20 protein-coding genes are annotated in these 26,217 nt (G+C 59.0%); 12 read left to right on the forward strand and 8 right to left on the reverse strand.

All coding sequences use genetic code 11. From position 1 onward, the window contains the following. Positions 1-72: 72 nt before the first annotated feature. Positions 73-915 carry a 23S rRNA (adenine(2030)-N(6))-methyltransferase RlmJ gene (locus JK232_RS03715; RefSeq protein WP_072927620.1) on the reverse strand — a complete coding sequence of 281 codons (843 nt, stop codon included), beginning with the start codon at positions 913-915 and terminating at the stop codon, positions 73-75. 310 nt (positions 916-1,225) lie between these two features. On the opposite strand from JK232_RS03715, the gene JK232_RS03720 reads away from it, so the two are divergent. From JK232_RS03720 to JK232_RS03735, 4 genes are all read left to right on the forward strand, one after another. Continuing rightward, entirely contained in the window at positions 1,226-2,938 is a 1,713-nt protein-coding gene (locus tag JK232_RS03720) for a multidrug ABC transporter permease/ATP-binding protein (RefSeq protein WP_212588835.1), read from the forward strand. A gap of 117 nt (positions 2,939-3,055) precedes the next feature. Then, positions 3,056-5,098 (forward strand): oligopeptidase A, encoded by a 2,043-nt coding sequence (gene prlC, locus JK232_RS03725; RefSeq protein ID WP_212588836.1) that lies wholly within the window; start codon positions 3,056-3,058, stop codon positions 5,096-5,098. A 3-nt stretch (positions 5,099-5,101) separates the two neighbouring features. Beyond that, entirely contained in the window at positions 5,102-5,869 is a 768-nt protein-coding gene (gene rsmJ / locus JK232_RS03730; RefSeq protein ID WP_101854230.1) for a 16S rRNA (guanine(1516)-N(2))-methyltransferase RsmJ, read from the forward strand. 165 nt (positions 5,870-6,034) lie between these two features. Next, entirely contained in the window at positions 6,035-6,862 is an 828-nt protein-coding gene (locus tag JK232_RS03735; RefSeq protein WP_241506089.1) for a MerR family transcriptional regulator, read from the forward strand. A 55-nt stretch (positions 6,863-6,917) separates the two neighbouring features. Here the strand turns inward: JK232_RS03735 and uspA are convergent, their stop codons facing one another. Beyond that, on the reverse strand, positions 6,918-7,358 hold the full coding sequence (gene uspA / locus JK232_RS03740; protein WP_072927613.1) for a universal stress protein UspA: 441 nt from the start codon (positions 7,356-7,358) through the stop codon (positions 6,918-6,920). Positions 7,359-8,066: 708 nt separating this feature from the next. Here uspA and uspB point away from each other — a divergent pair. Further along, a complete protein-coding gene (gene uspB / locus JK232_RS03745) occupies positions 8,067-8,402 on the forward strand; it encodes a universal stress protein UspB (RefSeq protein WP_072927611.1) in 336 nt (111 codons plus the stop codon). Between the two features lie 83 nt (positions 8,403-8,485). On the opposite strand, the gene pitA is transcribed toward uspB, so the two are convergent. Then, entirely contained in the window at positions 8,486-9,985 is a 1,500-nt protein-coding gene (pitA, locus tag JK232_RS03750) for an inorganic phosphate transporter PitA (protein WP_212588837.1), read from the reverse strand. Between the two features lie 317 nt (positions 9,986-10,302). On the opposite strand from pitA, the gene JK232_RS03755 reads away from it, so the two are divergent. Further along, positions 10,303-11,505: a BaiN/RdsA family NAD(P)/FAD-dependent oxidoreductase gene (locus JK232_RS03755; RefSeq protein ID WP_212588838.1), complete on the forward strand. Its 1,203-nt coding sequence runs from the start codon at positions 10,303-10,305 to the stop codon at positions 11,503-11,505. 75 nt (positions 11,506-11,580) lie between these two features. Here the strand turns inward: JK232_RS03755 and JK232_RS03760 are convergent, their stop codons facing one another. Genes JK232_RS03760 through JK232_RS03770 form a run of 3 tightly spaced genes read right to left on the reverse strand, consistent with a single transcriptional unit; the run spans position 11,581 to position 15,408 of the window. Then, positions 11,581-12,852: a c-type cytochrome gene (locus JK232_RS03760; protein ID WP_101834471.1), complete on the reverse strand. Its 1,272-nt coding sequence runs from the start codon at positions 12,850-12,852 to the stop codon at positions 11,581-11,583. Between the two features lie 4 nt (positions 12,853-12,856). Further along, positions 12,857-14,626, reverse strand: a complete 1,770-nt coding sequence (locus tag JK232_RS03765; protein ID WP_072927604.1) for a GMC family oxidoreductase — start codon at positions 14,624-14,626, stop codon at positions 12,857-12,859. A gap of 56 nt (positions 14,627-14,682) precedes the next feature. Continuing rightward, positions 14,683-15,408, reverse strand: coding sequence for a gluconate 2-dehydrogenase subunit 3 family protein (locus tag JK232_RS03770; RefSeq protein ID WP_072927602.1), 726 nt, complete (start codon positions 15,406-15,408; stop codon positions 14,683-14,685). Positions 15,409-15,950: 542 nt separating this feature from the next. On the opposite strand from JK232_RS03770, the gene JK232_RS03775 reads away from it, so the two are divergent. The 6 genes from JK232_RS03775 (at position 15,951) to JK232_RS03800 (ending at position 23,349) form a co-directional block, all read left to right on the forward strand. After that, the gene (locus tag JK232_RS03775) at positions 15,951-16,730 is read left to right on the forward strand and encodes a siderophore-interacting protein (protein ID WP_212588839.1); all 780 of its coding nucleotides are present in this window, start codon (positions 15,951-15,953) and stop codon (positions 16,728-16,730) included. A gap of 263 nt (positions 16,731-16,993) precedes the next feature. Beyond that, complete coding sequence (locus tag JK232_RS03780) at positions 16,994-18,739, forward strand: tannase/feruloyl esterase family alpha/beta hydrolase (protein ID WP_212588840.1); 1,746 nt, start codon at positions 16,994-16,996, stop codon at positions 18,737-18,739. Positions 18,740-18,878: 139 nt separating this feature from the next. After that, the gene (locus tag JK232_RS03785; RefSeq protein WP_246538251.1) at positions 18,879-19,442 is read left to right on the forward strand and encodes a PadR family transcriptional regulator; all 564 of its coding nucleotides are present in this window, start codon (positions 18,879-18,881) and stop codon (positions 19,440-19,442) included. 359 nt (positions 19,443-19,801) lie between these two features. After that, positions 19,802-21,133, forward strand: coding sequence for an MFS transporter (locus tag JK232_RS03790; protein ID WP_072927589.1), 1,332 nt, complete (start codon positions 19,802-19,804; stop codon positions 21,131-21,133). A 134-nt stretch (positions 21,134-21,267) separates the two neighbouring features. Further along, on the forward strand, positions 21,268-22,275 hold the full coding sequence (locus tag JK232_RS03795; protein ID WP_072927588.1) for a zinc-dependent alcohol dehydrogenase family protein: 1,008 nt from the start codon (positions 21,268-21,270) through the stop codon (positions 22,273-22,275). Between the two features lie 99 nt (positions 22,276-22,374). Then, the gene (locus JK232_RS03800) at positions 22,375-23,349 is read left to right on the forward strand and encodes an alpha/beta hydrolase (RefSeq protein ID WP_420847728.1); all 975 of its coding nucleotides are present in this window, start codon (positions 22,375-22,377) and stop codon (positions 23,347-23,349) included. A 145-nt stretch (positions 23,350-23,494) separates the two neighbouring features. Here the strand turns inward: JK232_RS03800 and JK232_RS03805 are convergent, their stop codons facing one another. After that, positions 23,495-24,331 (reverse strand): TIM barrel protein, encoded by an 837-nt coding sequence (locus JK232_RS03805; RefSeq protein WP_072927584.1) that lies wholly within the window; start codon positions 24,329-24,331, stop codon positions 23,495-23,497. Positions 24,332-24,355: 24 nt separating this feature from the next. Next, on the reverse strand, positions 24,356-25,810 hold the full coding sequence (locus JK232_RS03810) for a sugar porter family MFS transporter (RefSeq protein WP_212588842.1): 1,455 nt from the start codon (positions 25,808-25,810) through the stop codon (positions 24,356-24,358). Positions 25,811-26,217 lie beyond the last annotated feature (407 nt).

The following is a 26,217-nucleotide window of genomic DNA, read 5'->3' on the forward strand; positions in this document are numbered from 1 at the left end:
CCCTGTCGTATGCGCATAAAAACCTGCGCGTAAAACGCTGTGCCGCGCCGGGTTGCCCGGCACGGCGGGCCATCACTCCGGCACAATCCATTTCACCAGCGTGTGGCCGTTACCGGACGGCACCAGCACCTTGTGCAGCCACGGCAGCACGTTGTTCATCTGCTGTTCCAGCTTCCACGGCGGGTTGATCACAATCATGCCGGAGGCGGTCATGCCGCGCTGGTCGCTGTCCGGGCGCACGGCCAGCTCAATTTGCAGGATGCGGCGGATGCCGGTGGCTTCCAGGTCGCGCGTCATGCGTTTGATCTGCTGGCGGATAACCACCGGGTACCACAGGGCATAGGTGCCGGTCGCAAAGCGTTTGTAGCCTTCCTGAATCCCTTTCACCACGTCCTGATAGTCGGTTTTCATTTCATACGGCGGGTCAATCAGGATCAGCCCACGGCGGGAGAGCGGCGGCAATTGCGCTTTCAGTTGCTGGTAACCGTCCGCTTTCAGCACTTTTGCCCGCTCATCTTTCTGGAATTCACTGCGCAGCAGCGGGTAGTCGCTGGAGTGCAGCTCAGTCAGGTGCAGTTTGTCCTGCTCGCGCAGCAGGTGGCGCGCAATCAGCGGCGAGCCGGGGTAGTAACGCAGCGTGCCGGTGCGGTTGAAGGCGTGCACTGCCTCCAGGTACGGTGCCAGTTCTTCCGGCAGATCTTCCTGTTGCCAGAGGCGGCCAATGCCTTCCAGGTATTCCCCGGTGCGTTCCGCATGTTCCCCGCTGAGCTGGTAACGCCCGGCACCGGAGTGGGTGTCCAGATAGAGGAAAGGTTTCTCTTTTTCCTTCAGCGACTCAATGATCAGGCTCTGAACGGTATGTTTCAGCACGTCGGCGTGGTTGCCGGCGTGGAAGCTGTGGCGGTAACTAAGCATGGCGGTAATGGGTTCCGGTTTTTAAGGATGCACTGCGACATCAGGCAAAATGGCAATCGCCGCACCGCACCCGCCTGGCAGGCGGCAGGCGCACAGGGTGCGCCGGGGGCGATAAAGCAAACGCCCTGCGGTATTCTGCAGGGGAGGCATGACGCACAGTATAAACTGTCTGGCCGTGAAAAAGGGAAAAGCCTTTTGCCCTCTGCGAGACAGGTTCCAGGAAACGTTCGCCGCCTGCTATTCCCCTTGCTATCACCCCCCTCCCGATTACAATGCAACTCCTTGAAATCCATTGACCGAGCAAAAGCCTATGGAGTTGTTGCGCGTTGTGTACCGCCAGTATCGCTGGCCTTTCCTGATGGTGATTCTGCTCAGCCTGGCCAGTGCCGCGCTGGGTATTGGCCTGATTGCGTTCATTAATACCCAGTTAATCAACCGGTTTGACGGCTCACTGGCGGTGCTGCCGCAATTCCTGGGCTTCCTGGTGCTGCTGATGGCGGTGACGCTTGGGTCACAGCTGGCGCTGACCACGCTGGGGCACCATTTCGTCTACCAGTTGCGCGGCGAGTACATCAAACGGATCCTGGATACGCACGTGGCGCGTATTGAGCAGATCGGCAGCGCCCAGTTGCAGGCCAGCCTGAGCAGTGACATCCGCAACATCACGCTGGCGTTTGTGCGCCTGCCGGAGCTGTTGCAGGGCATCATCCTGACGATAGGCTGCGCCCTCTACCTTGGCTGGCTTTCGCCGAAAATGCTGGTGGTGACCGCGCTCTGGCTGACCGTGACCATCGTGGGCGGCTGGCTGCTGGTGGCGCGGGTTTACCGCCACCTGAGCAGTGTGCGTGAGGCGGAAGATGCCCTCTATCAGGACTACCAGACGGTGATTGACGGCCGCAAAGAGCTGACGCTGAACCGCAGCCGCGCGCGCCATATCTTTGAAGAAGAGTACCAGCAGCATGCGCAGGCGTACCGCTGCCATGTGATCCGCGCTGACACTTTCCACCTCAGTGCGGTGAACTGGTCAAATATCATGATGCTGGGCGCCATCGGGGCGGTGTTCTTTATGGCTAACCGCCTCGGCTGGGCCAACACTGCGGTGGCGGCCACCTATTCGCTGACGCTGCTGTTTCTGCGTACCCCGCTGCTGCAGGCGGTGGGCGCGCTGCCGGTGCTGCTCAGCGCGCAGGTGGCGTTCCGCAAGCTCAAGGCGCTGGAGCTGGTGCCGCACCAGCCGGGCTTCCCCACCGCCGTCGCGGCCAAAAACTGGCAGACGCTGGAGCTGCGTGACGTGACCTTCCGCTATGCCGGGGCCGGTTTTGAAGTCGGCCCGGTGAACCTGACGCTGCGCCGGGGCGAACTGGTGTTCCTGATTGGCGGCAACGGCAGCGGCAAATCGACCCTGGCGATGCTGCTGACCGGGCTGTATACACCGACGTCCGGCACCCTGCTGGTGGACGGCGTGCCGGTCACGGCAGACACGCTGCCCGCCTACCGCGCGTTGTTCTCGGCGGTGTTTACCGATTTCCACCTGTTTGGCCGGGCGATGGGGCCGCAGGGCAGTGAACCGGATGCCGCGCTGGTAGAAAGCTGGCTGCAACGGCTGAAAATGGCAGAGAAACTTACCTGGGAGGCGGGGCAGGTTACCAACCTGAAGCTGTCGCAGGGGCAGCGCAAGCGTGTGGCGCTGTTAATGGCGGTGGCTGAACAGCGTGACATCCTGCTGTTGGATGAGTGGGCTGCGGATCAGGACCCGCAATTCCGCCGCACCTTCTACCGTGAACTGCTGCCGCAACTCCATGCGATGGGCAAAACCGTGCTCGCCATCAGCCACGACGACCACTATTTTGAGCACGCTGACCGGCTGCTGGAGATGCGCACCGGGCAATTGCATGAACTCACCGGCGAGGCGCGCCGTGCCGCCAGCCGGGATGCCGTGGCGCAGATTGACCAGGCTGCCCTCTCCGGCGAAGGCCACCACGCACCTGCAGAGAGTGTACAGCCGGGCAGCGGGGTGCATTGATTTTCACTACACTTGGCCTCATGTTACTTATTGGCCTTACAGAAGGGCGCTGAGGCGCCTTGACAGCCGGAAGCGGATTGCGCGCAACCGGCCCACAACGATAAACAGGACTGCCTTATGACAAACCCATTGCTGACGCCTTTTACCCTGCCGCCGTTCTCTAAAATTGAACCTGAACACATTGTGCCGGCGATGGAATCCGCGCTGGATGCGTGCCGCAAAACGGTCGAAAGCGTGGTCGCACAAGGCGGGCCGTACACCTGGGACAATTTGTGCCAGCCGCTGGCGGAGTCTGATGACCGCCTGAGCCGCATCTTCTCGCCGGTAAGCCACCTGAACTCCGTGAAAAACAGCCCGGAGCTGCGCGCCGCCTATGAACAGTGCCTGCCGCTGCTCTCTGAATACAGCACCTGGGTCGGCCAGCATGCCGGCCTGTACCAGGCTTACCGTGACCTGAAAGAGGGCGAGAATTTTGCCCGCCTGACCGCGCCGCAGCAGAAAGCCGTGGACAACGCCCTGCGTGATTTCGAACTGTCCGGTATTGGCTTGTCACCGGAAAAGCAGAAGCGTTACGGTGAAATCTCGACCCGCCTGTCGGAACTCGGCTCCACTTACAGCAACAATGTGCTGGATGCCACGATGGGCTGGAGCAAGCTGATTACTGACGTCAACGAGCTCGCCGGCATGCCGGAAAGCGCCCTGGCCGCCGCCCAGGCGCTGGCGCAGGCAAAAGATCAGGAAGGTTACCTGCTGACGCTGGACATCCCCAGCTACCTGCCGGTGATGACTTACTGTGACAACCAGGCGCTGCGTGAAGAGATGTACCGTGCTTACGGCACCCGCGCTTCCGACCAGGGGCCGAACGCCGGCAAATGGGACAACAGCGCCGTGATGGCCGAAGAACTGGCGCTGCGCCACGAACTGGCCCAGTTGCTCGGTTTTGCCTCGTTTGCTGAGAAATCCCTGGCAACCAAAATGGCGGAAAGCCCGCAACAGGTGCTCGACTTCCTGCAGGATCTGGCGAAACGTGCCCGTCCGCAGGGCGAGCAGGAGCTGGCGCAGCTGCGTGCCTTTGCCAAAGAGCATTACGGCGTTGAGACGCTGGAAGCCTGGGATCTCTCCTACTACGGCGAGAAGCAGAAACAGCACCTGTTCTCCATCAGTGACGAGCAGTTACGCCCTTACTTCCCGGAACAGCGCGTGCTGGGCGGCCTGTTTGAGGTAGTGAAACGTATTTACGGCATCACCGCCAAAGAGCGCCACGACGTCGATACCTGGCACCCGGAAGTACGCTTCTTTGACCTGTTTGATGAAAGCGGTGAACTGCGCGGCAGCTTCTACCTCGATCTCTACGCCCGTGAGCACAAACGTGGCGGGGCCTGGATGGACGATTGCGCCGGCAGCCTGCGTAAAGCCAACGGTGAGCTGCAAAAGCCGGTGGCCTACCTGACCTGTAACTTCAACCGCCCGATTGGCGACAAACCGGCGCTGTTCACCCATAACGAAGTGACCACGCTGTTCCATGAGTTCGGCCATGGCCTGCACCATATGCTGACCAAAATCGACACCGCCGGCGTCGCCGGGATCAGCGGTGTGCCGTGGGATGCCGTGGAGCTGCCGAGCCAGTTTATGGAAAACTGGTGCTGGGAGCCGGAAGCGCTGGCCTTTATCTCCGGCCATTACCAGACCGGCGAGCCGCTGCCGCAAGAGATGCTCGACAAACTGCTGGCAGCGAAAAACTACCAGGCGGCGCTGTTTATCCTGCGTCAGCTGGAGTTCGGCCTGTTCGACTTCCGTATGCATGCCGAGTATGACCCGGCCAAAGGCGCAGAAATCCTCCAGACCCTGGCTGAAGTGAAAAAACAGGTGGCGGTGGTGCCGTCCCCGAGCTGGGGCCGCTTCCCGCACGCGTTCAGCCACATCTTCGCCGGGGGTTACGCCGCAGGTTACTACAGCTACCTGTGGGCGGAAGTGCTCTCAGCGGATGCCTACTCCCGCTTTGAGGAAGAAGGGATCTTTAACCGCGAAACCGGCCAGTCGTTCCTGGAGAACATCCTGACGCGCGGCGGTTCCGAGGAGCCGATGACGCTGTTCAAACGCTTCCGTGGCCGTGAGCCGCAGATCGATGCAATGCTGCGCCACTACGGCATCAAAGGCTGAGTTGTGAGCATCTGTTTACTTTGTGAAGAAGGCGCCGATCCCGGCGCCTTATCGCTTTTGGCGGCGCGCTGGCAACTCACCTCTGACGATAACGCCGTGATGGCGCTGGTGCTGACACCGGAACGTCTCGAACTGCGCAAGCGTGATGAGCCGAAACTGGGCGCCATCTATGTGGATTTCGTCACCGGCACGATGGCACACCGCCGCCGTTTCGGTGGCGGGCGCGGGGAGGCGGTCGCCAAAGCGGTGGGCATTAAGGGCAGTTACCTGCCGGACGTGGTGGATGCCACTGCCGGGCTGGGGCGTGATGCATTTGTGCTGGCGGCGTTGGGCTGCCGGGTACGGATGCTTGAGCGTAACCCGGTGGTGGCCGCCCTGCTGGATGACGGCCTGCAACGCGGCTATCAGGATGCAGAAATCGGCCCCTGGCTGCGTGAGCGCCTGACGTTGCTGCACGCCTCCAGCCTGACTGCGCTGGCAGGCATCACCCCGCGGCCGGAAGTGGTCTACCTCGACCCGATGTATCCGCACCGGCAAAAGAGTGCGCTGGTGAAAAAAGAGATGCGGGTATTCCAGTCCCTGGTGGGGCCGGATCTTGATGCTGACGGGCTGCTGGCTCCAGCCAGAGCGCTGGCGTCCAAACGGGTGGTGGTAAAACGCCCGGATTACGCACCGCCGTTGGCCGGCATTGCCGCCCAGGCCGCCATTGAAACCAAATCCCACCGGTTTGATCTCTATCCCGGCACCGCTGACCCAGCGGACAAGTCATAAGTCAGTGAATACGGTATAGGATCGCCGGCTGGCCATGTGCCCCGTTTTCGCTGCAGGGGCACACCATTTCTGCCTGTTTTCCCTTCATGTTGCGAAGAAGTTTCCTTTAACGCAGCATTTTCCTGTATGGTTCAAAAAACGCCCATCCCACTTAAGGAAACCGGCATGGCACTCTATAGTATCGACGTCGTGGCACAACTTTGTGGTGTCAACCCGGTCACCCTGCGCTCCTGGCAGCGGCATGGCTTGCTGAAGCCGCTGCAGGGTGAAGACGGTAAACGACGTTATTCAGACAGCGATCTTTCACGCGCGCACATTATCCTGCATTGGGTATCACGCGGGGTGCCGCTGACGCAAATCCGTGCCATTTTAACCGGTGATGCAAAACAGGTCTCCCAGGGCTGGCAGGCGCAACAGGAAGCACTGCTTTACCACCTTGAGCACCATCAGACGGCCAAACTGCGCCATCTGCTGTGGCGTTACGGGCGTGAAATTCCCTCTGAGAACCTGGTCAACGATATTCTGCGCCCACTGCGGCTGTTCCTGAGTTCCGGCCGCCAATCGGCGCTGTTGCAACAGCGGGCAATGCTGGATGTGGCGATCATGGAATATGCCAGTTTCGCCATGCACACGGCCCGCAAACGGCCCGGTGCGCCGGTGCTGTTGCTGGCCTGGCAGGTCAAAGACAGCCTGGAGCTGTGGCTGGAAGCGATCCGGCTGGTCAGTGAGGGGCTGCGGGTCGAGCTGTTGCCTTATCCGCTGCCGGAGCCGGAGCTGGAACGCTATCAGGCCGAGAATTTCTTTATCTGGTCAGACAAACCGCTGACCGTGGCGCAGCAGGTGCAGTTTGACGCCTGGCTGGCGAAAGGGCTGGCCGTGATGCTGGTAGGCGCGGCGGCAACCTCGGTGTTAATGGCCCCGGCCAACGCTCTGGTTCTGCCGGCGGAGAATGACAATGAGATTCAGGATAACGTCACCGATCTGCCTGCCTGAAAAAAAGACGCCCGCATTCGCGGGCGTCCGGCAGAGCCTGAGGCTGTTTGCTGCCTTACTCGTCGTCTTCATCATCCTGCAACGGCACAATCAGCATGTCGATGTGGATGGTGTTAATCAGCTGGCGGGCTGAAGACATCAGCTTGCTCCAGAAATCCTGATGGTGGCCGCATACCACCAGATCAACATCATATTTTTTAATCGCGTCCACCAGCACCTGGCCCAGGTCACCGCTGCCGCTCAGGGTTTCCGCCACCGGGTAGCCCGCGTTGGTCGACAGCTCCGTCAGCGCGTTGTGGGTCTCCTCAGAGATACGCTTTTGCATATCCCCCAGATTGACGTCAATCAGGCCGGTGTAGAGGTCGGAATAGTTAACATCGACGTGGATCAGGGAGACTTTGGCATTGTAAGGTCTTGCCATTGAAACCGCCTTGTCGACCAGGATTTTGCTCTCCGGGGACAGGTCAACAGCAATCAGAATATGTTGGTAAGCCATAAGTGTACTCCTTCCATAAAGCCGGTTAAAAAATCACTCTCTGAGGCGCTGCCCGGAAGCAGAATGCGCTGCGGCCAGCCCCGTCTGAATCATTATTGTTTTACCTGTTCGCGCCGTTCCCGGCCGCGTAACGCACTCGCTGCTTTTCACCCTCAACGGCAACCTTTAACACCTTGTTGCGTATCCTGTTCTCCTGCGGCAGCCCCGCCATGACGGCGGCTTACCTCTTTTTTACACCTTAACGCCTGAAAAGTACCCTTTTTTCCTTTTCAGCGCGCGTTAGTGTGAGAAATATCAGCAGCATGAGCTAAGTATAGCGCCTTTGGGGCACTCCAGATTTTATCATTAATCCGGGGGTAATCCCGCCGTGCTGTGGCAGGGGCGTGAAGGGGGTCACGTGCGGCTGCAACACACAGTCCCGCTTATGCATCCGGGTATGATCCCGGCGGCGCACAGCACGGCAACGGCGAAAAAACGGCAGGCTTCGAACAAATTGTTATGAACAGGCACGCCGTTTTACTTTTTCATTTTCTACACTCAATAAGGAGCCACCGCCCGGCGTGTGCCGGGGGCGGTAGCTCAACAAAAAGATGATCCAGGGGCGAGGGTAGGTAAACGCCCCGGTATGTCAGGAGTCAAGCAGACGCGGGGCGAGTGCGTTCCCTACCGGCCAGGCCGGCTTTGGGAGCGGTGCCCTGAGGGGGGATCATGATCAGTACTGTTGCGCTGTTTTGGGCATTGTGTGTGGTATGTGTGATTAATATGGCGCGCTATTTTTCTTCATTGCGGGCATTGCTGGTGGTGTTGCGTGGCTGCGATCCGCTGCTTTATCAGTATGTGGATGGCGGGGGATTCTTCACGTCACATGGGCAGCCCAGCAAACAGATCAGGCTGGTGCGTTATATCTATTCCCAACGTTATCTTGATCATCATGATCCTGAATTTATCCGCCGTTGTGCCAGGGTTCGCGGGCAGTTTATTTTGACCAGCGCCCTGTGCGGATTGGTGGTCATCAGTCTGGTCGCGATGATGATCTGGTACTGAGTACGGTACGGGCATAAAAAAGGCGACCCCGGAGGGTCGCCTTTTCTTTGCATGTTGCCCGACGAGGCCGGTGGCAACGGAGGTTAAATCACCTGCAATGCCAGCCAGTAGAGCACGCCGGAAAGCACAATCGCAATCGGCAGGGTCAGGAACCACGCCAGCAGGATGTTTTTCACGGTTTTGCTCTGTACGCCGCCGCCATCCACGATCATGGTGCCGGCAACCGCAGAGGAGAGCACATGGGTCGTTGAAACCGGCATACCGGTGTAGCTGGCCACGCCAATCGACACCGCCGCGGTCATCTGCGCGGAGACGCCCTGGGCGTAGGTCATGCCTTTTTTACCGATCTTCTCACCAATCGTGGTCGCCACACGGCGCCAGCCCACCATCGTGCCCAGTGAGAGCGCGAGCGCCACGGCCAGAATGATCCAGACCGGTGCGTACTCGACGGTCGCCAGCAGGTCAGTGCGCAGGTTGCTCAGGAAGCGCTTGTCTTCCGTAGAGGTGCCCGGCAACTTGGCCGCCTTGTCAGCGGTATCCGCCACGCACATCAGCAGGCGGCGCATATGGTTGCGCTGGTCTACGGAGAGGTCGCTGTAGCTGGCCAGGTTGGTCAGCAACGTCTGGGCGCGGTTAATCGCCTCCAGCGCGCGGCTGCTGTCACAGTGGAACTCTTTCGGCGTATCCGGCAGGGTTTCTTCCGGCGTCGGCACCAGCGGCTTCTGCACGGCAATATGCGACAGGGCATCAGTGTGTTGCTGATAATACTGTTGCAGGTGCACCACGGCATCACGGGTACGGGTGATGTCATAACCGGTGGCATTCATGTTGACCACGAAGCCAGCCGGAGCCACCCCAATCAGCACCAGCATAATCAGGCCGATGCCTTTCTGGCCGTCATTCGCGCCGTGCGAGAAGCTGACGCCAATCGCGGAGAGGATCAGGGCGGTACGCGTCCAGAACGGCGGCTTTTTCTTGCCGTCGACTTTTTCGCGTTCTGCCGGGGTCATGTGGATACGGCGGCGCTTCTTGGTGCCGCTCCAGTAGCGGCGCAGCAGGAACACCACCGCACCCGCCAGACCCAGGCCGACCAGCGGAGAGATAATCAGCGACAGGAAAATGCTGACCATTTTCGGGATGTTCAGCGCGTCGACCACGGAGCTGTCCGTGATGATGGCGTTGGTCAGCCCGATGCCGATGATGGCACCAATCAGGGTGTGGGAACTGGAGGCCGGTAACCCAAAATACCAGGTACCGAGGTTCCAGATAATCGCTGCCAGCAGCATGGAGAAGACCATCGCCAGGCCGTGGGAAGACCCCACGTTCAACAGCAGATCGGTAGGCAATAAGTGGACAATAGCGTAAGCAACACTCAATCCGCCGAGTATGACGCCAAGGAAGTTAAAGAAACCCGCCATTACGACCGCAATTTGCGAACGCATAGCACGGGTATAGATCACAGTGGCTACCGCATTTGCCGTGTCATGGAAACCGTTAATGGCTTCATAGAACAGCACAAACAGCAGCGCGAGGACTAACAACAGGCCGGTATGGAAATCCAGCCCAGCGAACAGATGTAGCATAAGCGTTACGCCAGTTGGTGGACATGAACGCGGCGCATTATCCGCGACAAGGGGGGGTATCGGAAAGCAAAATATGTCATTTTTTTGACAAAAACGTTGCCAGGCTCACGGTATTTTTAAGAAAACTTAAAAGGAATCATACTGTTAATAAGGCTTACGCTTTTTAACGTTTGCTTACGCTGGTACTTCCATCAGGGCAGACATACAATTTGCCGCCTGAATATTCTGCCCGAAGCGATTCGGTGCTTCTTTATATGTAGCAGAAAATTCAGGTATAGCGCGTAAAATCAGTGACTTCATAAGCAAGAGGTAAGGCAGTGGAACAGTTTGATGTGGTGGTGATCGGCGCAGGGGCAGCCGGGATGTTTTGTGCTGCGCTGGCCGGGCAGGGAGGCTGCCGCGTTCTGCTGCTGGATAACGGCAAAAAGGCCGGGCGTAAAATCCTGATGTCCGGCGGGGGCCGCTGCAACTTCACCAATATGTACACCGAACCGGCCGCCTACCTCTCGCAAAACCCGCACTTTTGCAAATCGGCACTGGCGCGTTACACCCAGTGGGATTTCATCGATCTGGTTAACCGCCACGGTATCGCGTACCACGAAAAGACCCTCGGCCAGCTGTTTTGTGATGACTCCGCGCAACAAATTGTTGACCTGCTGCTGAAAGAGTGTGAGAAGGGCAAGGTGACGATCCGCCTGCGCAGTGAGGTGCTGGCGGTCACACAGGGTGACGGCGGCTACACGCTGGCGCTGAACGGTGCCGAAGTGAGCGCCCGCTCAGTGGTGGTGGCGTCCGGTGGGTTATCGATGCCGGGGCTGGGGGCATCGCCGTTTGGGTATAAACTGGCGGAGCAGTTTGGCCTGAAGGTGCTGCCGACCCGCGCCGCGCTGGTGCCGTTCACCCTGCACAAGCCGCTGCTGGAGCACCTGCAAACGCTGTCCGGCGTGTCGGTGCCGTCGGTGGTCACGGCGGAAAACGGCGTGGCGTTTAAAGAGAGCATCCTGTTTACCCACCGCGGCCTCTCCGGCCCGGCGATCCTCCAGCTCTCGAGCTACTGGCAGCCTGGTGAGTTTGTGAGCATTAACTTACTGCCGAATCTGGATCTGGCAGCGTTTCTGGATGAGGAGCGCCGCGCGCACCCGAACCAGAGCCTGAAAAACACGCTGGCGCAGCAGTTGCCGAAGCGGCTGGTGGAGTGCCTGCAAACCCTGGGGCAGTTGCCGGACGTCACCCTCAGGCAGCTTAACGTGCCGCAACAGGCGGCGCTGGTAGAGAGCCTGCAGGCGTGGCGGGTGCAGCCGAACGGCACCGAGGGCTACCGCACCGCCGAAGTCACGCTGGGCGGCGTTGACACCCGCGCGCTCTCCTCCAAAACCATGATGGCGAACAACGTGCCGGGGCTCTACTTTATCGGCGAGGTGGTGGATGTCACCGGCTGGCTGGGCGGCTATAACTTCCAGTGGGCGTGGAGCAGCGCCTGGGCCTGTGCGCAGGCGCTGGTGGCGGAACAGCAGCCGTAAAAACAAAAAGGGCCTCATGATGAGGCCCTTTTGCTTATCCGCGTTTTATGTCCCCCGCGCCATCGGGGGGGCGCATTACTCTTTGTGATGCAGTGACTTACGCACGTCAGCGACCTGTTCTTTGGTCACGGCCTCAGCGTGGTTGCTCCAGCCCTGACGAATGAAGGTGGTGAGCGCGGCCACCTCTTCATCGCTCAGGCGCGCCGCGAAGCCCGGCATCGCCAGCGTGGACGGTGCTTTCGCGGTGGAAGGCTGTTGCGCGCCGGCCAGCACGGTGTGGATCAGGCCGGTCGGGTCATCCGCATTCACAATGGTGGCCTGGTCCAGCTCCGGGAAGATGCCCGGTGCGCCCTTGCCGCTGACAAAGTGGCAGGCGCCGCAGTTGTCGAGGTACAGGCGCTCGCCTTCACTCAGGTTTTTCGCTGCCGTGAGTTTGGCTTCGGTAGCCTGTGCCGCTTTCTCATTGCGTGCCGGCAGGGCCGGGTTGCCGCCCAGGAACTTCAGGTAAGCCGCCACCGCTTTCAGGTCAGCCTCCGTCATGTGCGAGGAGCTGTGCTCGACCACGGAGGTCATTTCGCCGCCGACTGCCGCTTTGTCATTACGCCCGGTCTGGAGGTAATCCACGATCTCCTGCTCCGTCCAGCGCGGCAGGCCGCGCAGGGACGGCACATCCCAGTGGTTCAGGCTGCCGCCGGAGAGGAACTTATCCTCGCCGCTGTCGAGCGCTTTCTCGTTCATGCCGAGGCCGCGCGGAGTGTGGCAACTGCCGCAGTGGCCGAGGCTCTCCACGATATAAGCGCCGCGGTTAACTTCCGCTGACGCGCCGCCAATCGGCTTGAACGGCGTGTCCGTGGTAAATACCCAGTTCCAGAACATCATGCCCCAGCGCTGGTTGAACGGGAAACTGAGATCGGTTTCCGGCGGCTGCTCGGCGCTCGGTTGTACCCCTTTCATGAAGTAGGTGTACAGCGCGTGCATATCCTCATCGCTGATTTTGGCGTAATCCGGGTACGGCATCGCCGGGTAGAGGTGGCTGCCGTCCGGCAACACCCCTTTGCGCACCGCGTCCGAGAACTGCTGCTCGCTGTAATTGCCGATACCGTGCTTCTTGTCTGGTGTGATGTTGGTGGAGTAGATCGTGCCGAGATCGGACTCGATCGCCAGGCCGCCGGAGTAGGCCGGTTTGTTGGGCAGCGAGTGGCACGCCATGCAGTCACCGAGCCGGGACAGGTACTCACCCTGCTTAATCAGTTGCGCGTCATCCGCCGCCTGCGCCTGCCAGGCGAAACCGGCTGCCAGCGCCACCGCGCTTACTTTAAAAAAACGTTTCATTGTTAACATTTTCATGTGCTTACACCTGCACCAGTGGACCGGGGTTTTTCAGATACTGTTCCTTGATCGCCTGCGCCGCCATCAGGGTAATGGCACCGATGGTGTCGGTGGGGTTCGCCTGGAAGTTCTGCGGGAAGGCGTTGCCGCCCGGCACAAACACGTTGTGCACGTCCCAGCTTTGCAGGTAACGGTTCAGCGCTGAGGTGCGCGGGTCGTCGCCCATCACCGCGCCGCCCACGTTATGGGTGGAGACGTATTTGGTGAGGTCAAAGGTGGCGTCCATCGGCAGGAAGCTCATGCTCATGCTGTCCGGGTTCAGCTCTTTGGCGATGTTGCCCACAATCCCTTTCAGGTACTGTTGAAGCTTCAGCTCGTTCTGCTTCCAGTTGAAGGTCATGCGCAGCAGCGGCTGGCCATGCTCATTGGTGTAGTTCGGATCGAGATCGAGGTAGATATCACGATACGACATACAGGTGGTGGTGATGCTGATCTTCATCGAATGGCCGTACCACTCTTCCAGGCCCTCTTTCCAGCCGGTGCCCCAGCTCGGGACGCCTTTCGGCAATGCGGTACCGATCGGGGTGCCGGTGGCCTGTGAGCTGTGGATCTTCGCGCCGCCGATAAAGCCAAGGCCGGGGCCGTCGAAGTTGCCCGGCGAGATGTCATTGAACATCTGCCCGGTCGGGCCGGAGGTGGCGAACGGGTTGAAGTTTTTGTCTTTGAAGAACAGCGTCGCGCCGCCGTTGCTCAGGAACGCATAGTTACGGCCAACCACGCCCTCTTCAGTCACCGGGTTGTAAGGCTTGCCGATGCCGGAGAGCAGCATCAAATGCACGTTGTAGAGCTGGAAGCTGCTCAGCACCACGATTTTCGCCGGCTGGAAGCACTCGTTGCCGTCCCGGTCGATGTAGGTCACGCCTTTGGCGGTTTTCTTGTCATCATGCAGTTCGACTTTCAGCACATTGGCGTGCACTTCGTAGGAGAAGTTGTCCATGCGCTTCAGCGCGTCCATCACTGCCGTCTGCGGCGAGGCTTTGGAGTAGTTCAGGCACGGGTATTTACTGCAATAGCCGCAGTAGTTACACGGCGCGATCTGGTTGCCGTAAGGGTTGGTCCAGGCACGGGAAACCGCGGCGGACGGGTTCGGGAACGGGTGGTAACCGAGCTTTTTCGCCGCTTCCGCGAACATCACGTTGTTGAGCGTGTCATCCAGCGCCGGCAGCGGCATCGGGTTGGAGCGCGGGCCTTCGAACGGGTCACCGCCCGGCAGGATCTTGCCGCGCAGGTTACCGGTATTACCGGACTGGCCGCAAATGCGCTCGAACTTGTCAAAATAGGGTTCGATCTCATCCCAGGTGAACGGGAAATCCATAACGCGCATATCGTCCTGAAGGATACCCGGCTTGTACGCCTCATCGGCATAGGTTTTCAGCTTCAGGTCAATCGGCGTCGGGCGGATCAGTACCCCGGTCCAGTGCAGGCCGGAGCCACCTACGCCGCCGCCGGGCACAAACGCGCCCCATTTACGGGTCGGCAGGGCGGTGTCCTGCATGGTATAGCGCACCGTCACGGCAGATTCCGCCGGGGTGGTCATCACTTTGTTACGCACGCCGTAAGCGTACTCGTCTGCCGGTTTCGGATAGGCGAAATCGTCATAGGTACGGTCCGCGCCTTTTTCCAGCGCCCGCACTTTTAATCCTGCCATTGCCAGCTCGATACTCATCAGCGAGCCGGCCCAGCCCAGGCCGACCACGACAACGTCGACTTCTTCTTTATTCAGCTGTGCCATCATTTACCCTGTAAAAATCACAAAAATTGCTTAAAAACACCTCACGGCTGCCCGGTTCAGGCACGCGCGCCCTGCAGGCTCACCGGCCCCAGCGGATAAGGGATGTTGTGTTGCTTCACCCACTCCAGATAGCTGGCGCGTGCACCGGGGAAGCCAATGGCGATCCAGGCTTTCATCCCTTTGTTGCCGCCGTAAATCGGGTCAGAGAGGTAGCCGTGTTTGGTATCGGTCAGCAGCTGGTTAAAGAAATGCGAGGCTTTCAGGTCGTTTTCGCCCAGCGTGGCGAAATCGATGCCGTTTTTCTGCATCTGCGTCAGGGCGTCATCTTTTTCTTGCTGGGAGAGCTGGTGGAACGGTTTCTGGTGCGTTGCCTGGCTCCAGGCATTCACCAGGCGGATACCGTTTTTATAGATCTGCTGCGGGCGGAACGGCAGCTGGTAACCCATGGTGGCCGGGGCGTGCGCATTGAACGGCCCTTGCATGTAAATCTCTTCGCCGAAATCGCCGTGCAGTTGCTGGTCGATAAACACCGGCACATTGGTTTCCAGCGCGCCGGGCGCTTTGCCTTTGCCGCCGGCCGGGATCAGGCGATCGGTCGCCGCGAGGATAAATGCCCACTCCTCAGGGCCAAAAAAGATCGGTTTGTAGTCTGCCAGCTCCGGGGCAGCCAGTTCAGCGGCTTCTGCGGCTGTCAGGCCTTTCAGAATCATGCCGCTTAATGGCAATGCAGCCAGCGACCCAAGCAGGAACTTGCGTCGGGAAGTCTCTTTTTGAAGAAGCATAAAAGGAGGTGTCTCACATTAAAGGGTTGTTAATTTTTTATAGGTATCTTTAAAAGTTCGTTAGTTTACATAGCCGGACTACACCTGAAAATGTTAATGGAATTACAAGATACGAATAAATGTAAATATAATTCAATAAGTTGGCTAAAAACCCACCAATTTAAAAAGCCAAATTCATTAACTATTTCTTATATATCAGTGTGATAAATATCACACCCCTGCACTGGAACCGGTTCCTGCCTTGCGCCTGAAAATGTAACAATGCACCGCACTTTTCGGTAAAGGGGTTTACTGATTGCCAATCTGCAAGCTTTCAGGGTTACGAATGAGGCCGCTTTCGCGTTTATATGACAGAAATGTTAAAAGAAACGCAGCACTCACACTCAGTATCGGCCGGAAACCGGCAGGACTTTACTACGCCGTGCCGCTGCCCGATATTGTGGTGAAAATACATCTAAGATATATTTTACGCCCGCAGGCAGTGATGAACCGCCCGGTGGCACCTCTCCTGTACGTTCCTATTTCAACCAGAAGGCCCCGTGATGCAGCACTCTACTTCCCCAGCTTTAACCCCATTACCCACCCGCGTGCGCAATCCGCTGGTGTTCCGGCAGATCACCGTAAAACAGGCGGACACCGTCGCCGGCTGCTTCCGCCGGATCGTGTTCCACGGCGACCAGCTCAAGGGCTTCAGCTCTGCCGGGTTCGATGACCACATCAAAATTTTCTTCCCCGATCGGGAAACCGGCGAGCTGCACCTGCCGCAGGTGACGCCGGAGGGCATCGTCTGGGGTGACCAGCGCCCGGCCTCACGTGACTACACGCCGCTGCATTTTGATGCGGCGACGAACGAACTGACGGTGGATTTCTTCATCCATGCGCAGGGCCTGGCGAGTGACTGGGCTGTGGCCGCCAAACCGGGGGACGGGCTGGCGATGGGCGGGCCGCGCGGCTCGCTGGTGGTGCCGGAAACCTACGCGCACCAGATTTACCTTTGTGATGAGTCCGGTTTGCCGGCGTTACGCCGCCGCCTGTTGGCACTGGCCCCGCATCAGCACATTACGTTGACGGTGCTCGTCAGCCTCCACCGCCCGGAAGCGAAAGCCTATCTGGCGGATCTGGATCATGTGCAGTGCGAATGGCTGCCGGCGGATGCTGCACAGCTTAACGCCCGCATGGCCGCACTGGCGCTGCCGCCGGAAGACAGTTTCATCTGGGTCACCGGTGAAGGGGAAGGGGTGAAAGCGATCAGCGACCAGTTGATTGAACGGGGCGTAAACCCGGACAGGCTGCGCGCTGTGGCCTACTGGCATCAGAAATAATTCTCCGGCTCCCTGGCCGGGGAGCCTTATTTCCCGTGCGCCTTACCGGGTTATTTCCTGCGGCGGCTATTCAAAATAGCCTGAACCCCATGCGTTATTTTTATCACGCTGCATCCCTGCAAAAAAAACGGGTAAGGTTATTCCCCGGATATATCCTGTTTCATTTTCTGAAAAAAGCCTGACGCCATCACGTAATAACGCCGGAATTAAGGATGTGGGTAAAAAGGTATGCTGAAGGCGGCATAAAATAAAAAGGAACAATCATGGTGTTTACCCGTAATAAGTATTACCGCGCGATCTTTGCCTTAATAACGGCAGGCATGGGCGGGCTAAGTGGCCATGCGCACAGCGCAGAAAACCCGGTTCCGGCTTTATCTGTGATTAAACCCGCCACCGGCTGCGCAACACTGACGAATATTGACCTGACGGGGATAGGCGGCGCAGGCAGCAAAATTACCTCTGCCGCCGAGACCACGCAGAACGGCGCAGCGTTCTGCATGGTGGAGGGCACGCTGGCCCCGGCCATTGGCTTCCGGGTAGCATTGCCGATGGCAAGCTGGCGCCAGCGCTTCCTGCAAGTGGGCTGCGGCGGGCTGTGTGGCCGGATTGATTTGCAGGCCGGCGCGGCAGCGGGTTGCGCCCCGCTTAACAGCAATGGTTTCGCCATCGCCTCGACCAATATGGGCCACACCCAGGAAGAGGAAGACTTCGGCAACGATGCGCAAAAACGTAAAGATTTCGCTTACCGCGGCGTGCACCTGACGGCGGTGGCCTCGAAGAAGATTATTGAGGCGTTTTACCACCACCCGGCGGCCTACGCTTACTTTGACGGCTGCTCAGACGGCGGCCGCGAAGCACTGATGGAAGCCCAGCGTTACCCGCAGGATTTCAACGGCGTGATTGCCGGCGCGGCAGCGATGAACTTCCAGTCGCAGAACGCGCTCTACCATGCCTGGCAGGCGGTGACCAACACCGGCAGCGATGGCAAGGCGATCATCACGGCGGCCCAGTTGCCGCTGATCCACCAGGCGGTGCTGGCGCACTGTGACGCCCTGGACGGCCAGAAAGATGGACTGATCGCGGATCCGCAGGCGTGCCATTTTGATGTCTCCAGCCTGCGCTGCAAGGCGGGTGACAATGCCTCCTCTTGCCTGTCCGGGCTTCAGGTTGCGACCTTGCGCCGCCTGTATGACGGCCCGCGCGCGGAAGGGAGCGGGCAGAAAATGATTGTCGGCGGGCCGCAGTTTGGCTCGGAGCTGGCCTGGGCCGGGGTGTTTATTCCGCAGGCCGCCAATGACCCGATCTTCAGCCGTAATATTGCGCTGCCGGCGCTGAAGACCATAAGTTTTGTGAACAACCCTCCGGCAGGCTATACCCTGGAGGATCTGCGCTTCACCCGTGAAACCTTTGATGCCCTGCGCGCGCTGCACCCGCTGTATGACGCCACCAACCCGGATCTGTCGGCGTTTGCTGCCGCAGGCGGCAAGCTGATCATCTGGCACGGCTGGGCCGATCCGCATATTTCACCGCTGAATTCAGTGGCCTACCACACGGCGGTGGGTAAAACGCTGGGCGAGGCGAAACGCGACAGCTTTGAGCGCCTCTACCTGTTGCCGGGCATGTACCACTGTTCCGGCGGTGAAGGCCCAAGCCTGCTCGACCTGCTTACCCCAATGGTCAACTGGGTGGAGCGCGGCCACGCCCCGCAGGCCATCACCACCTGGCAGGCGGCGCCGCAGCAGAAAAACAGCTTTGGGCAACCGATGATGGAGAAAGGCACCCCGCCGCCGCAGGCCGCCGGGCACCAACAGCCACCGATGCGCCTGGAAACTGTCCCGGCCAATGCCGCCTCACGCCCGGTATTCCCCTACCCGGATTACGCGGTATACAGCGGCAAAGGGGATGTGAACCGCGCTGACAGCTACGTCCGTAAGCCCCTGCACCAGACATATGACACGTATCATTGGCTGGGCGAAGATTTCTACACGCCTTATACCTTTATTGAATAATCCCACTGGGGCAGCACAGGCTGCCCCATTTTATTTCCAGCCTCCTTTTATTTCCGGCCCCGATGGCGGCCGCGCGCCTTGTAATCCGCAGGCTGCCCCGATATGCTTCGGGGCTGTTTCCCTGCCTGTGCCGTGACCTATGAAAAATCCCGTTACTCATGCCGATGCCCCGCTTATTTTTTCTGCCGGTGAAAAAGCACGGAGCGATCGCAGGCAGGGAATGGGCGGCAAAAAACAGCGCCGTGAAAAATTATTCGATGCCAATGATATTCGTTTGCTGATGCTGTCGGCGCTGGAAACCCGCCCGGCACATGGCTATGAATTAATTAAGGCGATTGAAGATCGCTCCGGTGGGGAATATGCGCCCAGCCCCGGCATTATTTACCCTAATCTCACGCTGATGGAAGAGATGGGGTATATCGACGCCTTTGATCATGCCGGCGGAAAAAAAGCCTACCGCCTCACTGCACAGGGTGCCGCCTTCTTGCAGGAAAACCGGGAAACACTGGCGCGCGCCGCCGGGCGGTTACATGCGCTGACGGTACTGGCCAATAACCGCGCTATCCCGGAAATTGAACGCGCCATTAATAATTTCCGCACTGCGCTGAATATGCGTCTATCGAAAGAGAATTTATCCGCTGAGACGCTGCACGCCATTATTGACAGCCTTGACCGCACCGCCAAAGAGATTGAGCGCAGCTGACGCACCTTGCGTTAGACGTACCTTGTGTCATCGGCACGTTACCCTTTCCCCTTTATTTGTGCGCCGGCACATATCGCATTATTTGTGATCCGGTGCTGAAAAAACGCTTTTTCCTCCTTGCTGGCGGCCATTAAAAAAGCAATGTGCGATCTATCGCGCATTGCTTTAGGCATCCCGATATTTATCGGCTTTTATTCATCGCGTGAATTGTACATTTGCACAATGGTATTCGGATGAATGTCCTTTAAGATTTCATTTCTTTCCTGAATGTTTATTACCCCCATTATTTCCCGCGGCGGCGGGCTGATGCCGCTGTGCCGAATAAAAGGCAAAAAATCAATCACTTTGAGGATCAAGAGATGAGCGTCACGACCGTTGAAGCGGCAGCAAAGGGCCATCGCACCCGCTATCTGATCTTACTGATTATTTTTATTGTGACGGCGGTCAATTATGCTGACCGCGCCACCCTCTCTATTGCCGGCAGCGCGGTGGGTAAAGAACTGCACCTCAGCGCCATGTCGATGGGCTATATATTTTCGGCATTCGGCTGGGCCTATTTATTGATGCAGATCCCCGGCGGCTGGTTGCTTGACCGCTTCGGCTCTAAAAAGGTCTATACCTACAGCCTGTTTTTCTGGTCGCTGTTTACCTTCCTGCAAGGGTTTGTGCATCTGGTGCCGTTGGCCTGGGCGGCGGCCTCGATGTTTGCCATGCGCTTTATGCTCGGTTTTTCTGAGGCTCCCTCTTTCCCGGCCAATGCGCGTATTGTCGCCGCCTGGTTCCCGACCAAAGAGCGCGGCACCGCCTCCGCGATTTTTAACTCGGCACAATACTTCTCCCTGGCGATCTTCTCGCCGCTGCTCGGCTACCTGACCTACGCCTGGGGCTGGCAACATGTGTTCACCGTGATGGGCGCGATAGGCTTTGTGCTGACGGCGGTGTGGGTGAAATATATCCACAACCCGACCGACCACCCGCGGATGTCCAAAAGTGAGCTGGAATACGTGGCGCAGGGCGGCGCGGTAGTTGACATGGATCACCCGCAGGCGAAAAAAGCGGGCGGTGGCCCGAAACTGGGTTACCTCAAACAGTTGCTGGCGAACCGGATGATGCTCGGCATTTTCTTCGGCCAATATTTTATCAACACCATCACCTGGTTCTTCCTGACCTGGTTCCCGATCTATCTGGTGCAGGACAAAGGGATGTCGATCCTGAAAGTCGGGCTGGTGGCCTCGATCCCGGCGCTGTGCGGCTTTATCGGCGGGGTGGCGGGCGGCCTGTTCTCTGATTCGCTGATCAAACGCGGGATGTCGCTGACGCTGGCGCGTAAACTGCCGATTGTGCTGGGGATGCTGCTCGCGTCCAGCATTATTTTGTGCAACTACACCGACAGCACCACGCTGGTGGTGGCGCTGATGGCGCTGGCGTTCTTCGGCAAAGGGTTTGGTGCGCTGGGCTGGCCGGTGATTGCCGACACCGCACCGAAAGAGATTGTCGGGTTGTGCGGCGGCCTGTTTAACGTTTTCGGTAACGTCGCCTCGATCGTCACCCCGCTGGTGATTGGCTACCTGGTCAGCGAGCTGCATTCATTCAACGCCGCGCTGATCTTTGTCGGCTGTTCCGCGCTGATGGCGATGGTCTGCTACCTGTTTGTGGTCGGCGAGATTAAACGGATGGAACTCAAGGTGTAACCGGCCTCCTTTCTCCTGCAGGCACCCTTCGCGGTGCCTTTTTCTTTCCCGGACAAACCAGCCTGAACTACCCTTGAAACAGGCGGGGCCGTACAGTTTCCCCTTTTTCTCTTCAGCAATCAGCGTGGTATCCAATGAAAGCAGCCAAACGAGGGCAAACGCCCGGTATCGAAAATATTGTGATTGAACAGGTAGCGGAACCGGGCGAACCGGGGCCGGGTGAGGTGCGGGTGCGCATCCACGCCAACTCCCTTAACTTCCATGATTACGCGGTAGCGGCCGGGATGATGTCCTCAGAGGCCGGGCGGCTGTTGCTGTCTGATGGCGCGGGCGTGGTAGAGAGCGTCGGTGCGGGCGTCACCACATTGAAAGCGGGCGACCATGTGGTTTCTTGTTTCTTCCCGGACTGGGAAGATGGCCCCTGCCCGGTGACCGGGTTTTCCGGCACGCCGGGCGACGGCATTGACGGCTATGCTACGCCCTGGGTGGTGCGCCCGGCCCGGTTCTTCACCCTTGCGCCGCAGGGCTGGAGCCATGCGCAGTCTGCCACACTTACCACCGCCGGGCTGACCGCCTGGCGCGCGCTGGTGGTCAACGGCGGGTTAAAAGCGGGGGACGATGTGCTGATCCTCGGCACCGGTGGTGTGTCGTTGTTTGCGCTGCAACTGGCCCAGATGATGGGCGCACGCGTCTTTGCCACCTCCTCATCTGATGAAAAACTCACACGCCTGAAAACGATGGGCGTGCATGCCGGGGTGAACTACCGTCAGCACCAGGACTGGGGCAAACAGATTTGGGAACTGACCGGCGGCCGCGGCGTTGACCATGTGATTGAAATCGGTGGGCCGGGCACGCTGGCGAACTCCATCGATGCGGTAGCCATCGGCGGCCATATCGCGCTGATTGGCGTCTTTACCGGGCTGGCGGGTGATGTGCCCACCGCCCAGCTGATGGCCAAACAGGCGGCGCTGCGCGGCATCACCGTGGGCAGCCGCCGCCATCAGCAGGAGATGATCCGCGCGCTGGACGCCAACCGCGTCACGCCGTTTATCGACAAATCCTTTGCCCTTGAGGAACTGGCAGACGCCTTTAACTACGAATATTCCGGCCAGCATATGGGCAAAATCGTTATTGAACAGTGACCCGGCGTCACCCCACGCCATACGGGCGGCCTGAGCCTGCACACTGCGCTCAGGCCGCCTGATCTTTTGATTTCACCCGTCCCACTTTCCCAGGAGAACATCATGAGCAACGCGATAACCCCGGAACAGGCCACGACCGACCGCCATATTGAGCAGTTTCTCAGCCAGCTGAACGCTGCTGGTGGCCCGCCGATGGAGCAGCTCTCACCGGAAGCGGCGCGGCAGGTGCTGACCGATGCGCAGAACGCCGTAGCGGTCGACCTTTCCGGCGTGGAGATCACGGAGCGCACCGTGAACAGCGGCGGGCACGATCTCAGCCTGACCGTGGTGCGGCCGGCAGGGGCGGTGGGTATGCTGCCGGTATTTATGTTCTTCCACGGTGGCGGCTGGGTGCTGGGGGATTTCCCGACGCATCAGCGGCTGGTGCGCGATCTGGTGGTGGAGAGCGGCGCGGCGGCCGTGTTCGTTAACTACATGCCCTCCCCGGAGGCGCAATATCCGGTGGCTATTCATCAGGCCTATGCCGCGACCTGCTGGGTGGCGGGCCACGGCGCAGAGCTGAACCTTGATGGCGGGCGGCTGGCCGTGGTGGGCAACAGCGTCGGCGGCAATATGGCGGCGGTGGTGGCGATGATGGCAAAAGAGCAGGGCGCGCCGCATGTGCGTTTCCAGCTGCTGCTCTGGCCGGTGACGGATGCCGCGTTTGACAGCGGATCTTACCAGTCTTACCCGGAAGGCTTTTTCCTCAGCCGCAACATGATGAAATGGTTCTGGGACAACTACACCACGGATGAGAGCAAGCGCGTGGAGCTGCACGCGTCGCCGTTGCGGGCCACGCCTGACCAGCTTGCCGGGCTGCCGCCCGCCCTGATTCAGGTGGCGGAATTTGATGTGCTGCGTGATGAGGGCGAGGCGTACGGGCGCAAGCTGAATGAAGCCGGGGTGGAAACCACGCTGGTGCGCTATAACGGCCTGATCCATGATTACGGGCTGCTGAACCCGCTCAGCCAGGTGCCGGCGGTGAAAATGGCGTTGTCGCAGGCGGCACAGGCGCTGAAAACATACCTCGCCTGACGCGCCTCGCCTGACACATCTCGTCTGCCACACCTCGTCTGACACGCTCCCCCCGCGCCTGACACGCACAGCGCAGAAATGCCCGGCCATAACAGCGGCCGGGCAGTCAGATCACGCCAATAACGGCCTCAGCTGACGAGTGGCCTCAGCCCTGAATCAACGCCATGCTTTGTTTGATTTCACGCTCAATATCCGCTTCCTGCCAGTTTTCCAGCACCGAGGAGAACGGCTCAAACGAATAGATCCCCTGATACCCCAGCCGTTCCAGGTTATCCACCTGCTGTTTGCTTTTCAGCAGGTCGCCCTGGCTCAGCATGATGCGCTCTTCATCGGTCAGCAGGGATTTGTCACGCGGGTCTTCCACGCCGGAAAGATGCACCAGCCCGATGCTCTCCATCGCCATTTGCTGATCAAACGCGGCCTGATCCACCTCATCCAGATGGTGGTGGAAGGTGTCGATCACCAGTTTATAAGGCGCGGCTGAATCCCGGATCAAGGACTGGGCCAGCAATGAGGAGCGCAGTGAACTGATGCCGAAACCCAGCGGCTCCACCAGCCCGGTCACGCCATACTGTTTGAACAGCGGCGCAAGGGCGATCAGCGCCTGAAGTGTTTCCTGCTGCTTCTGTTCCGCGCTGCGCGCATCACCGGCGCTGCAATGCGGGCAGAGGATCAGCCCACGGCTTCCGATCGCCTGCGCTTCCTGCAACATTGCTTCTGCATTGGCCCAGACCTTGTCGCGCTCCGCCCCGAGGTTAAAGCGGCCCAGCGCGTTAATGGTGATGATGTCCATGCCGTATTGCTGCGCCAGCGCCCTGACCTCGCCGGTGCTCAGGCCGTCCGTGACCTGGCCGCTGGGCATATCATTGCGTAACTCCACCTTATTCAGGCCACATTTCTTCACCACCCTGAAAAACTGCTCAAGGCTCAGGTTGGGGGCAATTTTACGGTTGATACAAAAACGATGTTGCGCGATAGCCATGTTGTTACTCCATACGCGGTAGCGTTATGACGAGGTTGACGTTGACGTGTCCTGCGCGGCGGGGGGCTGCCGGGCCGTCAGCGGCCGGCGGTCGCGCTTCGCCAGGATCACATCATCCATTTTTTCCAGAGAGACACCTTTGGTTTCCGGTACATAGCGGGAAATAAACCAGAAACTGAATACGCAGAGCCCAGCGAAGACCCACATCGGGAACGCGCCGTGGAAATGGGAGAAGAGGTAAGGGTGGTCATTGACCATCGGGAACGACTGTGACACCACAAAATTCACGATCCACATGGCGCCCACCGCCAGGCTCATGCCCTGCGCCCGCATCCGGTTGGGGAACACCTCAGCGATCAGCACCCAGGTGCCGACGCCCCAGGAGAGCGCATAGAACGTCATAAAGAACAGCATGCCGCACAGCGCGATGTAGCCGCTGTCCTGGGTGTAGAGGCCATAAGAGGTGATCAGGAGGCCGATGACCGCCCCGGCTGTTCCGGCGCGCATCAACGGGATGCGGCCCATGCGGTCCATCAGGGACGCGCCGATAACGGACCCGGCCAGTTGCACCACGCCGATCCAGATGGTCTGGAACATTGCTGTTTCGGCACTGCCGGTCACCTCTTTCAGCACCACCGGCGCGTAATACATCATCACGTTCACACCCGTCACCTGTTGCAGCACCGCAATCATCGCGCCGACAAACAGGATGAAGCGCACATTGCCGTCCCGCAGGCTCAGCCGGGCGCTGTGTTGCTGTGCATCCTGACGCAGTGATTCCTTAATCTCCGCCAGCACATGGGCGGCATGGGTGGGGTTCGAAAGCCGGGAGAGCAGTGTGAGCGCCTGCTCATCACGCCCGGTCATGGCACACCAGCGCGGGGATTCAGGAATAAACAGCACCAAAATGCAGAACAACACACAGGGCAGCACGCCGGAGGCGAACATCCAGCGCCAGCCCATGTCGACCAGCCACTGTTCCGTGGCGATGCTGGCGATTTTGTAGTTCACATAGAAAATCAGGATCTGGCCGAACACGATGGCGAACTGCTGCATACTCAACGCCCGGCCGCGCATGTCTTTGGGCGACACTTCTGACATGTACATCGGTGACACCGTGGCCGCCAGCCCGACGGCCACGCCGCCGATGATGCGGAAAATCACAAACCCGGTGAAGGTGTGGGCCAGCGACGCCCCAACGGCGGACACGGTAAACAGCACGGCCGCCAGCATCAGCGCTTTTTTACGCCCCCAGCGTGCCGCCACGCCGCCGGCACAGAAGGCCCCCGCCACACAGCCGATCACGACATTCGACACCGCCCAGCCGGTTTCAGCCGGAGTCAGTTGGAAGTAAATCTTTAAGGATTCAATCGCCCCCGAGATCACGGCCGTGTCATAGCCGAAAAGGATGCCCCCGAGGGCGGCGATGGCGCAGATGCGCAGGATGTACCCGGTATTATGCTTTCGTTGAATGACCATACAGACTCCGTTTGCGCGCACGACAGTGGCTCGCGTGCTGTGAGGAACATCAGGGTAATTCGTGCCGTGAGGGAACCCACGCTTCCGGGTTTTAAAAGAACATTTATTCCATAAATTTAAAATAATGAAATATTGATTTTTAGACACGGTTCAAAAAATTCATCGGCTTTTCACGCAACACCATTGCAACATGCGAGCCAGCTTCCAGGATAAATCCACGGCCTGCATAGGCGTTGTCCTCCCAGCAGGCGCGCGGCTCTGTTAACTTTTTGTGAATGCTGGACGAAGCCCTGGAAAGGGGCTCGCAAAGCTGCCTGCACTTTCTTGGTCACATTCACATTTTTGCGAGGTGTGCCGCTAAAATAAAACATTCCAAAATAAAATATTTGAAACTTTTTTTTCAATGA

The sequence above is a fragment of the Nissabacter archeti genome, assembly GCF_018257325.1.
GTDB lineage: Bacteria > Pseudomonadota > Gammaproteobacteria > Enterobacterales > Enterobacteriaceae > Chimaeribacter > Chimaeribacter arupi.